At 33.6% G+C, this 20,464-nt stretch carries 19 protein-coding genes; 12 read left to right on the top strand and 7 right to left on the bottom strand.

Features of this window, described 5'->3' with window-relative positions:
* Positions 1 to 8: 8 nt before the first annotated feature.
* From sufB to AC1RPN_RS05700, 4 genes are all read left to right on the top strand, one after another.
* Entirely contained in the window at positions 9 to 1,403 is a 1,395-nt protein-coding gene (gene sufB, locus AC1RPN_RS05715) for a Fe-S cluster assembly protein SufB (protein ID WP_481761649.1), read from the top strand.
* A gap of 56 nt (positions 1,404 to 1,459) precedes the next feature.
* Positions 1,460 to 2,395 carry an ABC transporter ATP-binding protein gene (locus AC1RPN_RS05710; protein ID WP_481761650.1) on the top strand — a complete coding sequence of 312 codons (936 nt, stop codon included), beginning with the start codon at positions 1,460 to 1,462 and terminating at the stop codon, positions 2,393 to 2,395.
* A complete protein-coding gene (locus AC1RPN_RS05705) occupies positions 2,388 to 3,158 on the top strand; it encodes an ABC transporter permease (protein ID WP_481761651.1) in 771 nt (256 codons plus the stop codon). Before AC1RPN_RS05710 ends, AC1RPN_RS05705 begins: the two co-directional genes overlap by 8 nt.
* Before the next feature lie 271 nt (positions 3,159 to 3,429).
* The gene (locus AC1RPN_RS05700) at positions 3,430 to 5,334 is read left to right on the top strand and encodes a M13 family metallopeptidase (protein WP_481761652.1); all 1,905 of its coding nucleotides are present in this window, start codon (positions 3,430 to 3,432) and stop codon (positions 5,332 to 5,334) included.
* A gap of 92 nt (positions 5,335 to 5,426) precedes the next feature.
* Here the strand turns inward: AC1RPN_RS05700 and AC1RPN_RS05695 are convergent, their stop codons facing one another.
* Positions 5,427 to 5,897: a nucleoside 2-deoxyribosyltransferase gene (locus tag AC1RPN_RS05695; protein ID WP_481761653.1), complete on the bottom strand. Its 471-nt coding sequence runs from the start codon at positions 5,895 to 5,897 to the stop codon at positions 5,427 to 5,429.
* A gap of 102 nt (positions 5,898 to 5,999) precedes the next feature.
* Positions 6,000 to 7,103 carry a baeRF6 domain-containing protein gene (locus AC1RPN_RS05690; RefSeq protein ID WP_481761654.1) on the bottom strand — a complete coding sequence of 368 codons (1,104 nt, stop codon included), beginning with the start codon at positions 7,101 to 7,103 and terminating at the stop codon, positions 6,000 to 6,002.
* Between the two features lie 92 nt (positions 7,104 to 7,195).
* Here AC1RPN_RS05690 and AC1RPN_RS05685 point away from each other — a divergent pair, with 92 nt between their 5' ends.
* Positions 7,196 to 7,837 carry a DNA alkylation repair protein gene (locus AC1RPN_RS05685; RefSeq protein WP_481761655.1) on the top strand — a complete coding sequence of 214 codons (642 nt, stop codon included), beginning with the start codon at positions 7,196 to 7,198 and terminating at the stop codon, positions 7,835 to 7,837.
* 30 nt (positions 7,838 to 7,867) lie between these two features.
* On the opposite strand, the gene AC1RPN_RS05680 is transcribed toward AC1RPN_RS05685, so the two are convergent.
* Positions 7,868 to 8,584 carry a DUF975 family protein gene (locus AC1RPN_RS05680; protein WP_481761656.1) on the bottom strand — a complete coding sequence of 239 codons (717 nt, stop codon included), beginning with the start codon at positions 8,582 to 8,584 and terminating at the stop codon, positions 7,868 to 7,870.
* A gap of 200 nt (positions 8,585 to 8,784) precedes the next feature.
* Between AC1RPN_RS05680 and AC1RPN_RS05675 the strand changes: the two genes are divergently transcribed.
* The 5 genes from AC1RPN_RS05675 (at position 8,785) to AC1RPN_RS05655 (ending at position 13,669) form a co-directional block, all read left to right on the top strand.
* A complete protein-coding gene (locus AC1RPN_RS05675) occupies positions 8,785 to 9,825 on the top strand; it encodes a zinc-binding alcohol dehydrogenase family protein (RefSeq protein WP_481761657.1) in 1,041 nt (346 codons plus the stop codon).
* A 4-nt stretch (positions 9,826 to 9,829) separates the two neighbouring features.
* Positions 9,830 to 10,384 (top strand): 5-formyltetrahydrofolate cyclo-ligase, encoded by a 555-nt coding sequence (locus tag AC1RPN_RS05670; protein WP_481761658.1) that lies wholly within the window; start codon positions 9,830 to 9,832, stop codon positions 10,382 to 10,384.
* Between the two features lie 135 nt (positions 10,385 to 10,519).
* Positions 10,520 to 11,830, top strand: coding sequence for an NCS2 family permease (locus AC1RPN_RS05665; protein WP_481761659.1), 1,311 nt, complete (start codon positions 10,520 to 10,522; stop codon positions 11,828 to 11,830).
* Positions 11,831 to 11,932: 102 nt separating this feature from the next.
* Entirely contained in the window at positions 11,933 to 13,039 is a 1,107-nt protein-coding gene (locus AC1RPN_RS05660; protein WP_409022784.1) for a D-alanine--D-alanine ligase family protein, read from the top strand.
* A 72-nt stretch (positions 13,040 to 13,111) separates the two neighbouring features.
* Positions 13,112 to 13,669 (top strand): DNA-3-methyladenine glycosylase I, encoded by a 558-nt coding sequence (locus AC1RPN_RS05655; RefSeq protein WP_481761660.1) that lies wholly within the window; start codon positions 13,112 to 13,114, stop codon positions 13,667 to 13,669.
* 34 nt (positions 13,670 to 13,703) lie between these two features.
* On the opposite strand, the gene AC1RPN_RS05650 is transcribed toward AC1RPN_RS05655, so the two are convergent.
* Together AC1RPN_RS05650 and AC1RPN_RS05645 are read right to left on the bottom strand one after the other, a co-directional pair.
* The gene (locus AC1RPN_RS05650; RefSeq protein ID WP_409022337.1) at positions 13,704 to 14,189 is read right to left on the bottom strand and encodes a universal stress protein; all 486 of its coding nucleotides are present in this window, start codon (positions 14,187 to 14,189) and stop codon (positions 13,704 to 13,706) included.
* Positions 14,190 to 14,881: 692 nt separating this feature from the next.
* Positions 14,882 to 16,153 carry a replication-associated recombination protein A gene (locus AC1RPN_RS05645; protein ID WP_481761661.1) on the bottom strand — a complete coding sequence of 424 codons (1,272 nt, stop codon included), beginning with the start codon at positions 16,151 to 16,153 and terminating at the stop codon, positions 14,882 to 14,884.
* Positions 16,154 to 16,292: 139 nt separating this feature from the next.
* Here AC1RPN_RS05645 and gshAB point away from each other — a divergent pair, with 139 nt between their 5' ends.
* Positions 16,293 to 18,551 (top strand): bifunctional glutamate--cysteine ligase GshA/glutathione synthetase GshB, encoded by a 2,259-nt coding sequence (gene gshAB / locus AC1RPN_RS05640; RefSeq protein WP_481761662.1) that lies wholly within the window; start codon positions 16,293 to 16,295, stop codon positions 18,549 to 18,551.
* Positions 18,552 to 18,599: 48 nt separating this feature from the next.
* On the opposite strand, the gene AC1RPN_RS05635 is transcribed toward gshAB, so the two are convergent.
* Positions 18,600 to 19,046 carry a YueI family protein gene (locus tag AC1RPN_RS05635; protein WP_481761663.1) on the bottom strand — a complete coding sequence of 149 codons (447 nt, stop codon included), beginning with the start codon at positions 19,044 to 19,046 and terminating at the stop codon, positions 18,600 to 18,602.
* 68 nt (positions 19,047 to 19,114) lie between these two features.
* On the opposite strand from AC1RPN_RS05635, the gene AC1RPN_RS05630 reads away from it, so the two are divergent.
* Positions 19,115 to 19,732 (top strand): DUF1054 family protein, encoded by a 618-nt coding sequence (locus AC1RPN_RS05630; protein WP_481761664.1) that lies wholly within the window; start codon positions 19,115 to 19,117, stop codon positions 19,730 to 19,732.
* 25 nt (positions 19,733 to 19,757) lie between these two features.
* Here AC1RPN_RS05630 and rpsD read toward each other — a convergent pair whose 3' ends face one another.
* The gene (gene rpsD / locus AC1RPN_RS05625; RefSeq protein WP_409022342.1) at positions 19,758 to 20,366 is read right to left on the bottom strand and encodes a 30S ribosomal protein S4; all 609 of its coding nucleotides are present in this window, start codon (positions 20,364 to 20,366) and stop codon (positions 19,758 to 19,760) included.
* Positions 20,367 to 20,464 lie beyond the last annotated feature (98 nt).

Below are 20,464 nucleotides of genomic sequence, written 5' to 3'. Positions count from 1 at the left end.
GGTAAGATATGAAAGAACTAGATGTTGGTGGTGAGTATGAATATGGCTTTAAAGATGATATTGAGCCTGTTTATTCAACTGGGCGTGGCTTAACCGAAGCGATTGTTCGAGAAATTTCGGCAGCAAAAAATGAACCAGAGTGGATGTTGGATTATCGACTTCGTGCCTTTGCCTTATATGAAAAGATGCCAATGCCAAGTTTTGGTCCTGATTTGTCTAAGTTAGATTTAGCTAATATGCGCTATTTTCAACGTGCTAGTGATAATGTTGCTAGAGACTGGGAAGATGTCCCAGATAAGATTAAAGAAACCTTTGACCGACTTGGTGTTCCAGAAGCTGAACGTAAATACTTAGCTGGCTCTTCTGCACAATATGAATCAGAAGTTGTTTACCATCATATGCGTGAAGATTTTGAAAAATTAGGAATTATTTTTATGAGTACAGATGCTGCCGTCCAAGAATATCCTGAATTGGTTAAACAGTATTTTGGCAAATTGGTTCCTGCCTCTAATAATAAATTTTCAGCTTTAAATTCGGCTGTTTGGTCTGGTGGTACTTTTATCTATGTACCTAAAGGTGTGAAGACCGAGGTGCCTATTCAAAGTTATTTCAGAATTAATGCGGAGAATACAGGACAATTTGAACGAACATTAATCATTGTTGATGAAGGCGCAAGTGTTAATTACGTTGAAGGTTGTACAGCACCTAATTATTCGGCAGACAGTTTGCATGCGGCAGTCGTTGAAGTGAACGTCATGAAAGATGCCTATTGTCGGTATACAACGATTCAAAATTGGTCAGATAATGTGTATAGCTTAGAGACAAAACGTGCTAGAGCCTTAGAAAATGCGACGATGGAGTGGGTTGATGGTAACCTTGGATCAAAAGTTACAATGAAATATCCAAGTATTTATTTAGATGGTCAAGGCGCACATGGCACAATGTTGTCGATTGCGTTTGCTGGTGGGAATATCGTTCAAGATACTGGGGCAAAAATGATTCACAATGCTAAAAATACGACTTCTTCGATTGTTTCTAAATCGTTATGTAAAGATGGTGGACGAGTTGATTATCGAGGTTATTTAAAATTTGGTAGACATAGTGATGGTTCGTTTGCACATGTCGAATGCGATACAATCATCATGGATGATAAATCAGCGAGTGATACGATTCCATTTAATGAAATTTTAAATGGCAATGTTTCTATGGAACATGAAGCTAAAGTTTCTAAAATTTCTGAAGAACAATTATATTACTTAATGAGTCGCGGAATTTCTGAAGCAAAAGCAACAGAGATGATTGTAATGGGATTTGTTGAACCGTTCACCAAAGAATTACCGATGGAATACGCTGTTGAATTGAATCGTCTGATTGAGTATCAGATGGAAGGCAGTGTGGGGTAAAATAGTTTAGAATGATGTTACTTTTCCTAAAAAGTAAATAAGGGGATAATAATTAAATGATATATGCACTGGAAATAAAAGGCTTAAAAAAAGAATATGCAACGGGTGTTAAAGCGTTACGTGGTATTGATCTGGCTGTAGAAGAAGGGGATTTTTATGCACTTTTAGGGCCTAATGGTGCGGGAAAATCAACGACAATTGGTATTATTACATCTCTTGTGAATAAAACAGCGGGAACAGTGAAGGTTTTTGATTACGATATTGATACCAATTTGGTACAAGCCAAACAACAAATTGGACTTGTCCCACAGGAATTTAACTTTAATCCTTTTGAAACGGTTCAACAAATTGTTGTTAATCAGGCTGGTTACTATGGTGTTCCTCATAAAGAAGCAATGGAGCGCAGTGAAAAATATTTAAAACAGTCAGATTTATGGGAAAAACGTAATGTACGTGCACGAATGCTTTCTGGTGGGATGAAACGAAGATTGATGATTGCCAGGGCATTAATGCATGAACCTCGGTTGCTCATTTTAGACGAACCAACTGCGGGTGTAGATATTGAGTTGAGACGTGAAATGTGGTCTTTTTTAAAGGAATTGAATGAGAATGGCACAACGATTATCTTGACGACTCATTATTTAGAAGAAGCAGAAACACTTTGTCGTCATATCGGTATTATTCAATCAGGTGAGTTGATTGAAAATACGAGCATGAAAACTTTATTATCAAAATTACAATTTGAAACGTTTATTTTCGATTTAGATGTGTATGATAAAAAGCCAGAAATTATAGGGTATAAAAATTCCTTTGAAGACGCGCAAACAATTTCTATCGAAGTTGAACGAAATCAAGGTGTTAATGGGATCTTTAAACAATTTGATGAACAAGGGATAAAAGTTCTTTCTATGCGAAATAAATCGAATCGATTAGAAGAGTTATTCTTGAAAATTACGGAAGAAAAGCACCAAGTGGGGGAGAAACATGTTTAATCAATATTTTACTGCATTAAAAAGTCTCGCAATAAAAGAAACTAATCGTTATTTGAGAATTTGGGTACAGACATTAGTACCACCAGTGATTACAACATCATTGTATTTTATTATATTTGGTAAAATGATTGGTGGCCGAATTGGTGCAATGGGTGGATTTTCATATATGGAATTCATTGTACCAGGGTTAATTATGATGTCGGTGATCACTAGTTCGTATGCTAATGTATCTTCGTCATTTTTTTCTCAGAAATTTCAGAAAAATATTGAAGAATTACTAGTTGCACCAGTACCAACGCATATTATTATATGGGGATTTGTTATTGGAGGACTTGGAAGAAGTGTTTTAGTTGGGGCACTTGTCACTATTATTTCATTATTTTTTGTACCTCTTCATGTTTTTTCGTGGGTCATTATTATTATCACACTTTTGATGACAGCCATTTTATTTTCATTAGCAGGATTAATTAATGGTATTTTTGCACAGTCATTTGATGATGTGTCAATTGTACCTACGTTTGTTTTACAGCCATTAACTTATCTTGGTGGTGTTTTCTATTCTATTTCAATGTTACCACCAGTTTGGCAGGCCATCTCTAAGATTAATCCAATTGTTTATATGATTTCAGGATTTAGATATGGTTTTTTAGGTAAGACTGATGTATCACTTGCTTTATCAATGATAATTCTTATTCTGTTTATTGGTGTTCTTTACTGGATTTGTTGGTATCTTATTAATAAAGGTAGAGGTTTGAGAAGTTAGGATAGCCAATGTAATAATCCTTCTTTCTTATTAATCATTCTGTGACGGTTGATCAATAATGAATCTGGATAGCACCAAAAACAAAAGTCTTATGGCTTTTGTTTTTTTGTTAGGGTACGAAAAATGGTACCAAAGATAGATATCGTAGACTCTTTAAAAGATAGATATAAGGTATATTTTGAAAAAATGTCTGTTTTTCAAGTAAATTATTATTAAAACACTAGAATAACGTTTATACTAGCTACATATAAAACTAAAAAGGAGATAAATAATGACTATAAATAAACAATTAATTAAAGATGATTTATACGAAGCAGTAAATGGTGAATGGTTAAAAACTGCCAAAATTCCTGATGATAAACCTGCGACGGGTGGTTTTAATGATTTAGCTGATGAAATTGATAAAACTTTGATGGCTGATTTTGAAAAAATGTCAGCTGATTCTAGTGTTAAAGCACCATTAATGCAAGAATTTTTAAACTATTATGCCTTAGCAGCTGATTTTGATCGACGTGAATCAGAAGGAACCTTACCATTGAAAAAAGTTTTAGCACCTTTAGAAAATTTAACAAGTTTAGCTGATTTCGATACTAAATGGGCAGATTTTGTTCGTGCGGGTTATCCAACACCACTTGGGTTTGATGTTGATGCTGATATGAAAAATGCTAAAATTAATGCTTTATTTGTGGCAGCTCCGAGTTTGGTTTTACCAGATAAAACGTATTATGAACGAGATAATTCACAAGCTGAAGGTTTACTTAAAGCATTTAGGGCGATGATGACTAAGTTATTAGTTGCTTTAGATTATAGTGAAGAAAATGCAAATCATGTTATTACAGAGGCACTAACTTTTGATCGTAACTTAGTGCCAAATGTCAAGAGTGCTGAAGAATCAGCTGATTATAGTAAAGCGTACAACCCACAAAGTTTCACAGAATTTAGTTCACAAAGTAGTAATTTAGATTTAAAATCAATTGTTAAAAATCTTTTAAATGGGAATGAACCAGAAAAAATAATTGTGACTGAACCTAAATTTTTATCATCTATTGATGAACTCGTGAATACAACTCATTTTACAGAATTTAAAAGTTGGTTAATTGTTAAAACAGTAGGGAGTCTTAGTTCATATTTATCAGATGACTTACGTGTTATTGCTGGTGAATACGGGCGTGCATTATCTGGAAGCAAGGCACCGAAAAAACAACAAAAGTTTGCTTATTATCTAGCCATGGGAACCTATAGTGGGGTTGTGGGCGAATATTATGGATATAAATACTTTGGTGAAGATGCTAAAGCAGACGTTCAACAGATGGTTGAAAAGATGATTAATGTTTATCAAAATAGATTGGCTACTAATAATTGGTTAACAAGTACTACACGTGATAAGGCAATTTTAAAATTAAGTAAATTAGGTATTCAAGTTGGGTATCCAGATAAAATTAACCCGCTTTATCAAAAAATGCACGTTAATATGGAAAAAACATTGCTAGAGAATGCAATGGCCTTTGATAAATTAGCCACTGAAGATATGTTTAGTAAGTGGGATAAACCTGTCGATCGTGATCTTTGGGAGATGAGTGCAGCAACAGTTAATGCTTATTATCATCCCTTTAAAAATATCATTGTCTTTCCAGCGGCTATTTTACAAGCACCATTTTATAGTTTAGAGCAGAGTAGTAGTGCTAACTATGGTGGTATTGGAGCAGTTATTGCGCACGAGATTTCACATGCTTTTGATAATAATGGTGCGCTATTTGATGAGTATGGTAATTTGAATAATTGGTGGAGTGAAGCCGATTTGACCCATTTTAAAGAATTATCACAACAAATGATTACTGAATTTGACGGAACTGAATTCGCAGGCCAAAAAGTTAATGGGACTTTAACAGTTTCTGAAAATATTGCTGATGCTGGTGGGCTTAGTTGTGCACTTGAAGCGGCTAAATCTGAAGACGATACTGATTTTGAAGCATTTTTCATTAATTGGGCACAAGTATGGCGAATGAAGGCTTCAACACAGTATATGCAATTGTTATTATCAATTGATGTTCATGCCCCTGCTAAGTTGCGTGCTAATATTCAAGTTCAAAATTTAGCAGAATTTTATGATGCCTTTGATATTGTTGCAAGTGATGCAATGTATAAAGCAGTCGATGAACGCGTTAATATTTGGTAAATGATTAATTAAGACAAATTAAAAGGACATTATCAAAATGATAATGTCCTTTTTGCTGCGATTGTTTATCCGTAATACTTAAAGGTAGCATATTATAATACTTCGTTCTCTGTAATTTTTTCTTCCAAAACGTTGAAATTATATTCAGAAAGTTCATTTAAGCCATTTTTACTCTCATCAAAGAAAGCAGTTAAACTTTCAGATAACATTAGATTGATAACACGACCAGCTTCAAATTGAACTAAGATAACTGGAATATGAGCTTCTACTGCCATACCAACTTCAAACATAGTACCAGAGTCAGGTTCGTTATCTTCGTCTTCTTTGTAGTCTAAGATAGCAACAACAACGTCTGCGCGATGAACTTGGCGTGTGTCAGCTAAATAAACTGCACGTTGCCATTGTTGACTGAATTGTTCATATTGTTTACTTTGATTATCTTGGGGCAAGTAAATATTGTCACTATCAATTGTTTTGTTCTCTTTTAATGCTGCAACAACTTGAGAAACACGTTCACGTTGTTTGTCGCTAAAAAATGGACCTGCTAAATAAACTTTATTCATTAATATCGTCTCCTGGAATATATATTTGCTTTTTTAAGTATAGCATGACATTTTAAAAATGGGCACAAAAAAAGAAGACAATGAAGTCTTCTTTTTCAATTTCTAAACACCGTAAACGAATTGACCTGAATTAAAGTGGTCAGCTGAAATAACGTAAACGTTACCACTATTACGTAAAGTAAAGTTAGCTAAATCATTTAATAAGTTATTGGTTGTTTTTCCAGGTTCAGTATCGATAATTTGACCATCACTAATTAAACCAGGGAATACAGCGTCTTCGTTAATTAATAAAGTATTAACACGATGTTGCGTTAATAGAGCAAACAAATCGATTGGGTTTGTTTTGCTTGGATTAACTTCATCAAGTGAACGAGCACGATCCAATAAATGATCAATTGTTTGATTGATTAAAATTTGATTTTGATCTAACAAATCTTTTTCAATTTCTGTAGTTGTTAGGGCACTAGGTGATTTTTTAATTGTAATTTCTGAATTAACTGATTTTAATTTTGTTAATTCATGGAATAAGCTTTGATTTTTAGGTAGTCCAATAAGGAAAAGACGTTTATAAATTAATTCGGGATGGGTAACTAGGAATTTTTCAATTGCCAAGTAGTAATTTCTATTATCAATCGCTTTTTCTTCATCCTTAGTATTTAACCCATGGAGGGCGCCAGTAGGGCCATGAGTGGTCGTGGTATCTGTACTTTCAGGACCAAGAGTTGATACCATGTCGATAGGAGCATCCTCTGGGAGTTCTTGTTTCAATAAGACACCTTCTTTGAATTGATGTAATTCAAATGAATCACGGTGTAAGCTTAGGATTGTTCCTGATAATTTTGTTGCTTGTTGAGCTAATAAAGGTAAAGTGTATGCTTCAGGACCAACAATAACTTTATCTACTTCAATAGCGTGATTTAAATTAAATTTAAAGTAATCGTTAGGTGTTAAGTAAAGTGCGATACTAGGGAATTGACCGATTTTATCTGCAATTTCATTAATAAAATTAACCAATTGTGTTTCAATTAGTTCCCAAGTTTTCTTAGGTACATCCGAATGAGCTTCTTTGGCAGTTTTTAAACTAGTTTTTAGTTTTAACTGATTCTTCGCAGCAAAATTAATACCTGGATATGTTTTGATAAAGATTGATACAATGGGTTCTTCTTTGATTGTGAGTAATTTTTTCAAATTGTTATGCATTGACATAATGGTTCCCCCTTTATATGATTACCTTTAGTATAACATCATGAAAACGGTTATCCAACTTATATGGTTACGTTTTCATAAAAGGAGTAAATATGATTTATTTAGAAAAAGATAACAAAAATATTAAAAAAATGGAAGCTTACATGAAAAATAATTTTTCTTACTTAGGGATTAAGACACCAAGTCGACGTGAACTAACAAAGGACTTGATGAAAGAATCTAAGAGTTGGCCTCTAGAAGAGTTAATCTCACAAATTTTAGCTTATTATGGTCGTGAAGAAAGAGAGTATCAATATGTTGCAATCGACTTAGCACAAAAAAATCTTAAACGATTGACGGTTGATGAAGTCCAAGTATTGGTTGAGTTAATTAAGGTTAAACCATGGTGGGATTCAGTAGATGCTTTACGTAAGGTTATTAGTGACTTTTTAAAATTAAGTCCGATAAATTTTAACGATATTAGTAAGCAATTTGAAAACCATGATAATTTCTGGATGCGTCGTGTGGGTATAAATCTTCAGTTAGGCTATCGTGAAGAAACTAATCTAGCTTACTTATCAAAGATGATTTTGAATGATAGAACAACAGATGAATTTTTCATCCAAAAAGCGATTGGTTGGTCATTACGTGAGTATGCTAAGACTGATGAAAATTGGGTTATAACTTTTATTGAGAGCCATGATCTATCAAAGCTAGCTGTGCGAGAAGGACTTAAACATGTGAAGACAAAATAAAAAAGACTGATTTTATTCAGTCTTTTTTGCTTATTTTAAGGTTAAGAATTTATCTCCGGCAAGGTCTCTGTAGAAATTTGCTTTAATTGCTTGTTGATAAGGCATGTACCAAATATAACCAATTCCAAGTGTCACGATTGATAATAGGTACCAACCAACCAGACTTAACTCTATTACGAATAAATCAAATTTGTGTCCGTTCATTAATTCACGGCTTAACGTTATTTTTTTATTAATACTGATGTCAGGATGATTTGGGTTATCTGTTAAGTCTTTGTTAATCATAAAGACTTGTGAATAAGAATAGTATTTAATAATTCCTGGGACAATAAGCAAGAGAGTCCAAAGTGTACTATAAATGGTTTTGAGAATGGCGATACCAATAGATGGGAAAAATAATTCATTTGAGAAAACTTGGAAACTTTGTGTAAATGCATGTTCTGGTGTTTTTTGTGAACTGACCCAAGTTAAGAATGTATATGAAACACCTACAAGTAGAATTTGAAAAATAAGATAAAGAACAACGACAGTTGCTGAAATTATAGGACTGATAGCTGATGATTGGTTATTATTTTCAGTAGAATATAAATTCATAATGTCTGCGTACTCAGTAGAATATAAGCGAGAATAAACAATAAAAATAAGGATTGCTAGTAAGCTAACTAGGATAGCTGACTTCCAGTGTCCTTTAAGTAATGCCTTTGATTCAGATTTCAGTTGTTGTCTCGTTTTTAGTGGTTTTTCCATGATGTGTGTCTCCTTAATTGTATATGTTTTAATAATATTTTAAGCATACATTAAACCAAATATTAAGTCTATACTGACAGATTGAGAATGTGAGTATTTCAATATTTTTAGACGGTATAAAAGTGAAACAAACCAAACTTTTTGTTAGATTGTAGTAAGATGAATAGCGTAATCTATATTAATGGAAGAAGAGTGAGCTAATGGTAAATAAAATGAAGGCCATCGCAGCATTTGGAAAATTTCCGACAGAAGATAAAAATGCATTACGAGATGTCAAAATCGATAAACCGACACCTGAAAATCATGATATTCTTGTGAAGGTAACGGGTATTTCAGTGAATCCAATAGATTATAAATCAAGAATGTTAATTGATTCTGAAGAAAAATTACTTATTTTAGGTTTCGATGCAATCGGGGTCGTCTCTGAAATAGGATCAGAAGTAACACAATTTAATAGTGGTGATAAGGTTTTTTATTTAGGTGTCAATAATCGTTCAGGAAGTAATGCTGAGTATCAGCTAGTTGATGAACGACTAGTTGGAAATGCACCCAAGAAAATAACAGACAGTGAAGCAGCCGCTATGCCACTAACAGGTGTAACAGCATGGGAAGCATTATTTGAAAAATTAAATTTCATTCCAGAGAAAAATGCCAATAGTGGAAAATCAGTTTTAATTATTAATGGAGCTGGTGGTGTAGGCTCTATTGCTATTCAACTTGCTAAATGGGCTGGTTTGACTGTTATCACGACCGCTTCAAGATTAGAAACGAGCGATTGGGTTAAAAAGATGGGCGCTGATATTGTCATTAATCACCGAAAAGATTTGAAGAAACAATTAGTTAAATTAAATATTAATGAAGTTGATGGTATTCTAATATTGCACTCAACAGAAACTTATTTTGATTTAGCAGCAGATATCATCAGACCTCAGGGTATTATTACTTCAATTGTGGGCACATCTGATAATTTACCAATTGGTAAATTAAAAAATAAAAGTAATGAGTTTAAATGGCTAACAGTTTTTACTAAAGGTGTATATTACACGGCAGATATGAGCTCTCAAGGTAAAACATTAAATCGCTTAGCCACGTTATTAGATGAAGGCAAACTAAAATCAACGATGACTAAATCATTGGTGGGGATTAACGCCGATAATTTACGAACGGCTTCTGAAGTTGTTGAAAATGGTAAGATGATTGGAAAGTTTGTAATAACTGGTGAATTTAACGCGGAGGTATAAGCTATTGAGTAAAAAAGAAATTAGAAAAATGATTATTAACAAGATGGTTGATTTGGCAAAAAATAAGGTCCTTGAAAAAAGGAATCAGGAGAAGGCAATTATTGATAAAGTTTTACAATCTGAAGAATGGGAATCGGCTGATTCAATCGGATTAACAATTAGTCAATCGATTGAGTTTAGTACTAACGAATTACTATTGGCGGCACTGTCTCAAGGTAAGAGGGTGTATATACCAAAAACGATGCCTGAAAAGCAACTTGCATTTTTACCTTACTTATCTATTGAACAGGTGCTTATAAAAAGTGATTATGGACTATTAGAACCTGAATATAATGTTGCACTTGAAAAGAATAATTTAGATTTAGTGATTGTACCAGGAGTTGGGTTTAATTTAGAGAATAATCAAAGGATTGGCTTTGGCGGTGGTTATTATGATCGGTATATTGCAAAATATCAACCAAAAACAATTTCACTTTGTTTGGACGTTCAAAATGTAATTTCTGAGAAATGGACAAGTAATCAGTTTGATATTAAAATTGATAAAATTATTACAGTATAAGTTCTATTTGAATAAATCCTTAACAAAATACAGTTTAATAATATTATTTACATTAATATACGAATATAGTAAAATTGTAATTGCTCATTAATGAGATAAACACGAACAAATGTATTTATGAAAAGGAGATTTAAAATGATTAATCGCATTAAATCATATTTTGAAATTGATCAGTTACATACAACGGTTAAACGCGAAATGTTAGCTGGTTTTACAACGTTTATATCAATGGCTTACATATTATTTGTTAATCCTACGATTTTAAGTGCTTCGGGGATGGACAAAGGGGCAGTATTTACTGCAACTGCATTATCAAGTGCTTTAGGCTGTATTTTAATGGGTATTTTAGCTAAATACCCAATAGCAACAGCTCCCGCATTGGGTATTAATGCCTTTTTCTCATATTCAGTTGTTATAGGTATGGGAATTCCATGGCAAACAGCTTTAGCAGGTGTATTTGTAGCATCACTAATTTTTATTTTAATTACTATTTTTAAACTACGCGAAATGATTATTAATGCTATTCCAAGTAACTTAAAATACGCTATCTCAAGTGGTATTGGTTTATTTATTGCTTTTATCGGTTTACAAGATGGTGGCTTAATTATCGCAAACAAATCCACAGTTGTGGGCCTAGGTCCATTGACCGTTGGTACAACATGGTTAACAATCTTTGGCTTAATTGTTACTGCAATTTTAATGGTTAGACGTGTTCCAGGTGGTATTTTTATTGGGATGTTTGCAACAGTTATTCTAGGATTCATCACAGGATTAATTAAAATGCCAACACAAGTTGTTGCCGGTGCCCCAAGTTTGGCCCCAACATTTATGCAAGGCGTTAAACATATTAGTGATATTAACACGGTTCAGTTATGGGTAGTCGTTTTAACCTTCTTGTTAGTTACTTTCTTTGATACTGCTGGAACACTTGTTGGGTTAGCTCAACAAGCCGGATTCATGAAAGACAATAAAATGCCTCGTGTCGGTAAAGCTTTAGTTGCTGATTCAACAGCAATGCTTGCTGGCTCTGTTTTAGGAACATCTCCAGTTGGTGCATATGTTGAGTCTTCAGCAGGTATCGCCGTTGGTGGACGCTCAGGTTTAACGGCTGTTACAACTGGATTATTATTTATTGTCGGGATATTTTTCTCGCCATTATTATCAGTTGTAACAACACAGGTCACTGCTCCAGCATTAATTATTGTTGGTGTATTGATGGCACAATCTTTAACAAAAATCGAATGGACAAAAATGGAAATTGCAATTCCAGCATTTTTAATTGTAATTGGTATGCCATTAACTTATAGTATCTCTGACGGGATTGCTTTGGGAATGATTTTTTATCCAATTACAATGATTGCTGCTGGTCGTCGAAAAGATGTTCATCCAATCATGTACGGACTGTTCTTTGTGTTCTTACTTTTCATGTGGATTTTAAATGTTTAAATAAAATAGCAAACGTAAATGACAGATCTACTATAAACATGGTATTATTTAGACTAAGAGTTTAAAGCGAACAAAAATAATACAATAGGAATGGAGAATATGATGACAAGCGAAAAGATACACATTGGATTACTTTTTGGTGGTAATTCATCAGAACATGACGTTTCAAAACGTTCAGCACATAATATCTACGATGCAATGGATAAAAATAAGTACGAAGTTAGTTTATTCATGTTTACAAAGGAAGGTGTACTACTTGGAGATGCTGCTTCACGTCGCATTTTTGATGGCGAACCAGAAGCAAAAGTTGTTGAAGATGTCTTACCAACAATTGATTTTACAAATCCGTTAGCTAATATCATGAGTTTAACTGAAGTTAAAGATATTGATCTTTTTTATCCAGTTATTCATGGTAATATGGGTGAAGATGGTACAATTCAAGGATTATTTAAACTTTTAGATAAACCATATATTGGTAGTGATGTTCGTTCATCAGCAATTTCATTTGATAAAGATTTAACTAAGAAAATGTTAACGTTAAATAATATCAGAAATACTAAATATTTGGTTGTTAAGGCCAACAATCGTGCTGAAATGACTTACGCACACATTAGTAAGGAACTTGGAGAAGTTGTTTTCATTAAACCAGCTAACCAAGGATCATCAGTTGGTATTCATAAGGCACATAACGAAAAAGAATTCCTTGAAGGTATAGAAGATGCATTTTTATATGACACAAAGCTTTTAGTTGAAGAATCAATCGAAAATCCTGATGAAATTGAATGTTCAATTCTTGGAAATACTGATTTAAAAGCTTCAAAATTAGGTGCAGTTATCGTACCTAAATCTGATGTATTTTACGATTACAATAATAAATTCGTTGATGCTTCAGGTGTGGAATTTGAAATGCCTGTTGAATTACCAGATGAATTAACAAAAGAAATCCAAGACATGTCATTACGTGCTTTTGAAGCATTGGGTTGTCGTGGTTTAGCACGAATTGATTTCTTAGTTAAAGATGGTATTCCATATCTTGGTGAACTAAATACGTTACCTGGATTCACAAACATTTCGCTTTATCCACAATTGTGGGAAGTTTCAGGAATTGGTTATTCAGAATTAATTGATAAATTAATCCAATTAGCATTCGACGAACATGCCGCTGTTAAAGAATTACATTATGACTTTACTGAATTACCTGAAATCTAAATTTTAAGAAGATTATTAGTCTGGAGACAGCACTAGTAATCTTTTTTATTTGAGTGAAGGAGAGAATAGAATATGGAAAGATGCCCATGGGCCCAATCGGGTAATCAGTTAATGCAAGATTATCATGATGAAGAATGGGGAAAGCCGCTTTATGGCGATCAACAACTATTCAGATTATTGAGTTTAGAATTAATGCAAGCAGGGTTGAGCTGGAAGACCGTTTTAAATAAACGTAATCATTTTAATCACGCTTTTGAAAATTTTTCAATTTACAAAGTTAGTCAATTTGATGAAGATAAAATTGCGGAACTAATGGAAAATGCAGATATTATTCGAAATAAGCAAAAAATTATCGCTATTATCGCGAATGCACAGGCGATCATAAGAATGAACCAAGATGGGCAATCATTTGATTCATTTTTATGGGAATTTGTAGCAAATAAACCAATTAATAATCTCTGGCGACATGCAGAGGATGTTCCAGCTGAAACCGACATTTCAAAAAAGTTATCTAAAGAATTGAAGAAATTAGGGTTTAAGTTTGTTGGTCCTAAAATTATTTATTCATTGATGCAAAGTATGGGTATGGTAGATGACCATATTACTTTATGTAAATTCAAGACAAAATAAAAAGAAATTAACCAATTATGGCTAATTTCTTTTTTTATTTTTTAAGATTATTTTTAAGAGCAGGTGTGTTATTTAAATCTGTTCGAACAACTAAGACATCAGAAACAGCAACTCGAGTTACGTATTCTGTAACTGAACCAATTAATAATCGTTCGACTGCATTCAATCCAGTAGCGCCGATCACAATTAAATCAATATCTAAATTAATAGGAACATTTTTAGCAATAACTACTTTTGGAGAACCATACTCAATTGAGTAGTCAACATTCTTAAGACCAGCTGCTTTTGCTTGTGCAATATACTTATTCAATGTCTCTTTTGCTGTATCACTAACTTGTTCAACCATTGACGTATCAAAACTTGAGATATTTTGGAATGCTCTAGTGTCAATAACATGCAAAAGATGAAGTGTAGAATCTTCGCCATTTCTTAAAGCTACTTGTACTGCTTTTTCGAATGCTAATTTTGCTTCATCAGAACCATCTACAGGAACTAAAATATTTTTATATTGTTGTAACATGGTCGGCCACCTCTTTCTTTTATATACCTCTATTTTACGACAAAACGAATGAAAATAGAAGTAAAAACGGTTACAAAGTTAGATTAATGCATAAAAAAAGATAAAATAATTGTTAAAGCACCAACCGTAAGGCAGGCTAGAGTAACTAGTATCCCACAAAATATGGGTATAAAAATGATTACTGAAATTAAGCCAACTAAGCTTTCAATACAGATAATTAACCCAAAGACAAGTAGTATTGAGCTTAGCACCTGGTTTGACTCAGGTTTAAATATCATAAAATTTTTGTTGCGATGTGAGAATAAGTAATAGCCGATAGTCAAGAGTAAGAGTGAAAGAACGGCTAAAAGTATCCGAATTAACATTTAAAGACTCCTTTATTCTTAATAAAAAAAGTCTGAGCAAACATAGTTTGCCCAGACCATCAAAGCAAAAGCTTTGGAATATCCGCGTAGTGCCGTTAATCATCTTCGTGAGTTGAGCCCGCAGTGAAGCAGGTGGCATCGACTGTACTAGCCTCTAACTACCAAGTGAAAAGGCTTGAAATTAGCTAGCCTATCAAGTTGACGCCTAGGTATAATTATTTGTTCGGTCAACATTCTAATAAGATAACGCGTACACTTCAGAACTTCATCTTTAATATAGCACAGACTTTTAAAAGGTGCAACAATTATGATGTAAGCGGCAACAAATCATCTTTTTGATGGATGTAATTTACTATATTGTTCTTTAAGTCCTTGTTCATAACGCCCGTTTGCTTTAGGCTCATAATAATTAGCATCTTTCAATTTATCTGGAAGATATTGTTGGGCAACCCAATCATTTGGATAGTTATGTGGAAATTTATAACCAATACCATGACCTAAATCTGCAGCACCTTTGTAATGTGAATCTTTTAAATGAGCAGGAATATCTCCAAAACCACCTTTTTCAATATCAGCAATTGCATTATTTATGGCAACATTTGCCGAGTCTGATTTGGGTGAGAGGCAGAGATCAATTACTGCGTTAGACAGAGGTATTTTAGCCTCTGGAAAGCCAATTTTTTCTGCCGCCTGTACAGCAGTTAAGGTTCTAGCACATGCTGCAGGGCTACTTAATCCGACATCTTCGTATGCCATTGTGATTAAACGCCTTGCAATTGTAGGTAAATCACCAGCAAGAATTAAACGTCCTAAGTAATGTAAAGCCGCGTTAACATCGGAACCTCTTACTGATTTTTGAAAAGCAGAAATAACATCATAGTGAGCATCGCCATCTTTATCATGGGTTAATGCTTTTCTTTGTAGACACTCTTCTATGACTGATAGTGATAAGGTAATGACACCTGAACTATCAGGTGGGGTTGACTTAGCAGCTAGTTCAAGTGCATTCAAAGAACTACGTAAATCTCCGTTGGTTGCTCGCGCTAAGTGTAACCGTGCATTAGCTTCTAAATTAATATTAAGATTTCCGAGACCAATATTTTTATCTACTAGTGCACGATCAAGTGCAGTTTCAATATCATTTTCGTCTAAAGGTTTAACTTCAAAGATTTGTGTTCGACTTCTAATAGCTGGATTGATGGTAATGTAAGGATTTTCTGTTGTTGCACCGATTAAAATAATTTGGCCACTTTCTAAGTGGGGTAATAAGAAGTCTTGTTTAGGTTTCGTTAATCGATGGATTTCATCTAAAAGTAAAATAACAGTACCGCTCATTTTTGCTTCTTCAGCTACGATTTCAAGGTCTTTCTTAGAATCAGTTGCAGCATTTAATTTACGAAATGCATACTGAGTTGATCCGGCAATAGCACTGGCGATACTCGTTTTACCAGTGCCAGGTGGTCCGTATAAAATCATAGATGAAAGCAGTTTTGCTTCGACCATTCGTTTGATAATTTTACCTGGACCAACAAGGTGTTGTTGGCCAACGACTTCTTCAATTTTAGTTGGTCGCATTCTGAATGCAAGTGGTTGTAACATATGTGGCTCCTTTCACGTTGATTACTAAAGAATAGTATAGCATATTGCATAAATTTAATTGGCACAATGGATTGCAAATATGAAGGATTAATTCAAATATTTGGTACAATGTAATAGACAAATGAGGAGGCACAATGATATGAAACTAGATGCAATCGGATTACAAATTCAGGAAGAAAAGCTCGCACCTCTACTTAGAAAATCGTTGATAGGATTAGAGCGAGAAACTCAAAGAGTGAAGAATACGGGAGTGCTGAGTTCAACTGATCATCCTGAATCATTAGGAGATAGATTTAAACATCCTTATATAAAAACAGATTTTGGCGAATCACAAATGGAATTTATCACGCCACCAATTGAGGGGGCTGATAATGTTATTAACTATCTAGATGCCATTCAACAAGTCGCAACACAAGAATTGGATAGTGATGAACAGTTATGGCCATTGAGTTCAATTCCTAAATTACCAGTGGATGAATCTAAAGTAAGAATAGCGCATCCAGATGAATTAGGATTTATATACCGAAATAAATTAGCAGAAAAGTATGGAAAAAAACGTCAACTTTTTACGTCTGTACATCTTAATTTTAGCTTTCCAGAAAAAGTAATTCAGATTTTATTTGATTCTGAGTTTCATAGTTATTTTAATTCTTATATAGAATTTCATAATTACGTCTATTTAAAAATTGGACGCAAATTTATGGAAAAGAGTTGGCTTACAACTTACTTGTTTGGAGCAACACCAATTGTTGAAAGTACTAATTATAATGCTTGTCATCCGGTTAGAAGTGTTAGAAACAGTGAATTTGGCTATACCAATATTGATAGTTCAGTTCAAGCTTCTTATCGATCAATTAACTCATACGTTACGTCACTTAATAAGATGGTCCAGAATGGTAAATTGTTATCATTTTCTGAATATTATGGAGATGTACAATTTAAATCAGCTACTAAAAAGGAAGATACATTAATTTCATCTGGTGTTAATTATATTGAACTCCGTGGATTTGATGTTGATCCATTTTCTCGTGTTGGTATTCAAGGTGACACAATTAAGTTTATTCAATTATTAGCGGCTTACTTTCTAATGACGCCAGATATGGCAGAAAATGAAGTTGATGATATTATATTTAAAGCGAAACAATTAAAAAATGAGGTGGCAATAGAAGACCCTAAAACAACCTCGATTGTTAAAAATGCTGCAATAAAACTGCTGAACGAATTAATTTTATTTAATGATAATTTTTATCTAGATAAAAATTTAGAGGATACATTAGTTCAATTTAAATTACAATTTGAACGACCTGAATTGAGTCTGAGTGCAAGGATAGTTGATGAAGATATTAATAAATCGTTGGCTGATTTTGCAATGGAACAAGCAAAATCTAATAAGATAAAGTATCAGTCACAGTTAAGTTCATTGATTGGCTTTAACTGTTACTCGAAAAATACGCAGCTTATTTTAGCAGCGTTGATAAAAAGAGGGTCTTATTTTGATCTTGTTGACAGTGATTTGGACGTCATACGGGTGAACGGACATCTTCTGCAAAATGGGGTAATTTCTGATTTAGATACCAGTGTTTTAAACAAAATTGCATATGACAAGCAAACAACTAAAAAAATATTGGGCAACCTTGATATTAAAGTTCCTAGTAGTATTAATGTACACACTTTAGATGAAGCTATGAACTATTATGCAGATGTAGTCAACAAAGCATTAGTTATTAAGCCAAGATTCATAAAGAGCAGTCAAGCAACACATGTATTTCGAGTGGCTCCGACGTTAAGCGAGTATAAAGAAGCCGTTAAACGTATCTTATCAATTGATACACAAGTTTTAATTGAAGAAATTACTGTTGGGTCAGTCTATCGATTTATGATTGTAGGTGGCCATGTAAAGGGTATTGTTGAAAGATTACCAGTTAGTGTAGTTGGCGATGGACGAAAGACGTTGGCACAGTTAATTACAATAAAAAATGCACAAGTAGAACGTACTAGTCAAGGTCCATGGTATCCGCTTAAATTGTCAGAAGTTGAACATCAAACAATAGCATCACAAGGTATTACTGAATCAACTGTTATTTCAAGAGGGTCTGAAGCAATCATTAGATATGATAGTAATTTTTATTCGGGTGCAAATCAAAATGAAGTTAGCAATCAAATGGACGAATCATATATAGCGTTAATTGAAGGTTATGCAAAACGTTTAAAAATGACGATGGGGGCAGTTGATGTGGTTATTCCTAACTTGTATATAGCATATGACTATAGACATAGGGATGCTTTAACCGTTCTTTCAATTGAAACGGCTCCTGATTTATCGATAAATTCGTTTCCTAATTTTGGAGATAACCAGCCTATTGCTAATGAAATAGTAAAGATTTTAGAAACCAAATAAAAAACTTAAACTACACTTAATATAAAAGTGTTAGTTTAAGTTTTTATGCTAATCGAATAAATTTTCAAAAAATGATTTTTTCTTTTCTGGCGTTTCAACTTGTATAATTGGATATTTTTCATTAATATCAATAACAGATTCATTAATCGCATTTTTTTCAGAAGCGACAACTAGCCCCATAATTTCAACCCCATCAGGAGTATCATTATTTGATGTTAATGTAAATTTAACATCATGCTTATGCGTTAAGGTGATGTATGGGGCTAATATATTCTGATCAATTGTACCATTAAGTAGAACATGATAGTCGGGATGTTCAAGTAGTTCTTTTTCAAATCCAGCCATATTTTTAGATGCTGTTACCTCAGCAACAGTCATTGCTAGGCTGACCCGCTCTCTAAATGTCCCTAAGTACTTTCTTTGTTCATCGGGATGAAGTTGAGGTGTTCCGTAAAGGCCAGATTGAAGATGTGGATCTAAGTTATTTTCAGTCATGGAGTTGACCACCTTTCAGTAAGTTATGAATTTAGCATACCATGTTTGATACAAAAGGAGAGAGCGAAATGTTTATAAAAGATGATTTTTTAATTTTTAAAGATCAAACATTAGACGGACGATTAAAAAAAATAAAGACAATTATTGATCCCAAATTCGAAAAGGTGGGAGCTGAACTACTACCTTTTTTAGAAGAACAATTAGGAATTAAAATGTATTTGCACATTGCAAAACATGCTAGAAGATCAAAAAATCCACCGCCTGATACTTGGATGGCTTTTAGCGAGAATAAACGTGGCTATAAAATGATGCCACATTTTGAAATTGGTTATTGGGATGATCGGTTATTTATCTGGTTATCTGCATTAGCAGATATTAAAGACAAAAGCTTGTATGAAGAGGGCGTTTCTGAATCAATAATAATGATTCAGAAACTAGAAGATACTTTCGTGTGGTCAGTGGATCATACAAATAAAGAGACGGGTACTTTAGCAAACACAATAACACTTACTGATAGTCAAAAGTGGAGTAGTGTACAAACTAAAGAACTATTGATTGGACAGAATTTAGCTATTGAAGATGAGTTTTTTAGCTTAAATGAATATAAACAACTAAACGACTTGAAAAATACATTACTGCCACTAATTGAAATCTATAAAATATGGACAAAAAAAACATCTCATTAAGAATGAGATGTTTTTTAATTTGAAATTATAATTTGTTGTAGTATTCAACGATAAGTGATTCGTCGATATCTGCTTCAAGTTCTTCACGTTCTGGTAAACGAGTTAATGAACCCTCTAATTTATCAGCATCAAATTGTACGAATTGTGGACGGCCAACTAATGCTTCCATTGCGTCTTTAACAATTTGTAAACTCTTTGATTTTTCACGTAATGAGATTACTTGACCGATTTCAACTGCGTATGAAGGAATATCAACGCGGTTGCCATCAACAGTAATGTGACCATGGTTTACCAATTGACGAGCTTGGCGACGAGTAGAAGCCAAACCTAAACGATAAACAACGTTGTCTAAACGACCTTCAAGTAAGATCATGAAGTTAACACCATGTTTACCTTCGCGAATTGTACCAGCTTTAATAAATAAGTTAGCAAATTGACGTTCTGATAAACCGTACATCATACGAAGTTTTTGTTTTTCTCGTAATTGTAAACCATATTCTGATAATTTACGGCGATTGTTTTGACCATGATCACCGGGTGCATAAGGACGACGAGCTAATTCTTTACCAGTACCTGTTAAAGAAAGACCTAATCGACGTGAAACTTTCCAACTTGGGCCAGTATAACGTGACATATATAAATTCCTCCAATATTTGTTTTGGAGTAAAATAATCCTTTGTGAACTTAGTATTCGTGCAGTTTGTTTTGCAATGTTCACCTTTGCAGCTGAAA

This window comes from Dellaglioa sp. CoH-57-MRSF-20, from assembly GCF_056781955.1.
Note: the sequence above shows the minus strand (reverse complement) of the source record. Positions and strands in the feature narration are given on the sequence as shown.

What these genes read in the sequence shown, in the direction of transcription:
- AC1RPN_RS05680 (WP_481761656.1), bottom strand. Translation starts at nt 8,584, where the DNA reads ATGGAAAAACCACTAAAAACGAGACAACAACTGAAATCTGAATCAAAG.
- gshAB (WP_481761662.1), top strand. Translation starts at nt 16,293, where the DNA reads ATGAAACTAGATGCAATCGGATTACAAATTCAGGAAGAAAAGCTCGCA.
- AC1RPN_RS05675 (WP_481761657.1), top strand. Translation starts at nt 8,785, where the DNA reads ATGGTAAATAAAATGAAGGCCATCGCAGCATTTGGAAAATTTCCGACA.
- AC1RPN_RS05655 (WP_481761660.1), top strand. Translation starts at nt 13,112, where the DNA reads ATGGAAAGATGCCCATGGGCCCAATCGGGTAATCAGTTAATGCAAGAT.
- rpsD (WP_409022342.1), bottom strand. Translation starts at nt 20,366, where the DNA reads ATGTCACGTTATACTGGCCCAAGTTGGAAAGTTTCACGTCGATTAGGT.
- AC1RPN_RS05660 (WP_409022784.1), top strand. Translation starts at nt 11,933, where the DNA reads ATGACAAGCGAAAAGATACACATTGGATTACTTTTTGGTGGTAATTCA.
- sufB (WP_481761649.1), top strand. Translation starts at nt 9, where the DNA reads ATGAAAGAACTAGATGTTGGTGGTGAGTATGAATATGGCTTTAAAGAT.
- AC1RPN_RS05635 (WP_481761663.1), bottom strand. Translation starts at nt 19,046, where the DNA reads ATGACTGAAAATAACTTAGATCCACATCTTCAATCTGGCCTTTACGGA.
- AC1RPN_RS05630 (WP_481761664.1), top strand. Translation starts at nt 19,115, where the DNA reads ATGTTTATAAAAGATGATTTTTTAATTTTTAAAGATCAAACATTAGAC.
- AC1RPN_RS05710 (WP_481761650.1), top strand. Translation starts at nt 1,460, where the DNA reads ATGATATATGCACTGGAAATAAAAGGCTTAAAAAAAGAATATGCAACG.
- AC1RPN_RS05645 (WP_481761661.1), bottom strand. Translation starts at nt 16,153, where the DNA reads ATGTTACAACCACTTGCATTCAGAATGCGACCAACTAAAATTGAAGAA.
- AC1RPN_RS05650 (WP_409022337.1), bottom strand. Translation starts at nt 14,189, where the DNA reads ATGTTACAACAATATAAAAATATTTTAGTTCCTGTAGATGGTTCTGAT.
- AC1RPN_RS05705 (WP_481761651.1), top strand. Translation starts at nt 2,388, where the DNA reads ATGTTTAATCAATATTTTACTGCATTAAAAAGTCTCGCAATAAAAGAA.
- AC1RPN_RS05665 (WP_481761659.1), top strand. Translation starts at nt 10,520, where the DNA reads ATGATTAATCGCATTAAATCATATTTTGAAATTGATCAGTTACATACA.
- AC1RPN_RS05700 (WP_481761652.1), top strand. Translation starts at nt 3,430, where the DNA reads ATGACTATAAATAAACAATTAATTAAAGATGATTTATACGAAGCAGTA.
- AC1RPN_RS05685 (WP_481761655.1), top strand. Translation starts at nt 7,196, where the DNA reads ATGATTTATTTAGAAAAAGATAACAAAAATATTAAAAAAATGGAAGCT.
- AC1RPN_RS05695 (WP_481761653.1), bottom strand. Translation starts at nt 5,897, where the DNA reads ATGAATAAAGTTTATTTAGCAGGTCCATTTTTTAGCGACAAACAACGT.
- AC1RPN_RS05690 (WP_481761654.1), bottom strand. Translation starts at nt 7,103, where the DNA reads ATGTCAATGCATAACAATTTGAAAAAATTACTCACAATCAAAGAAGAA.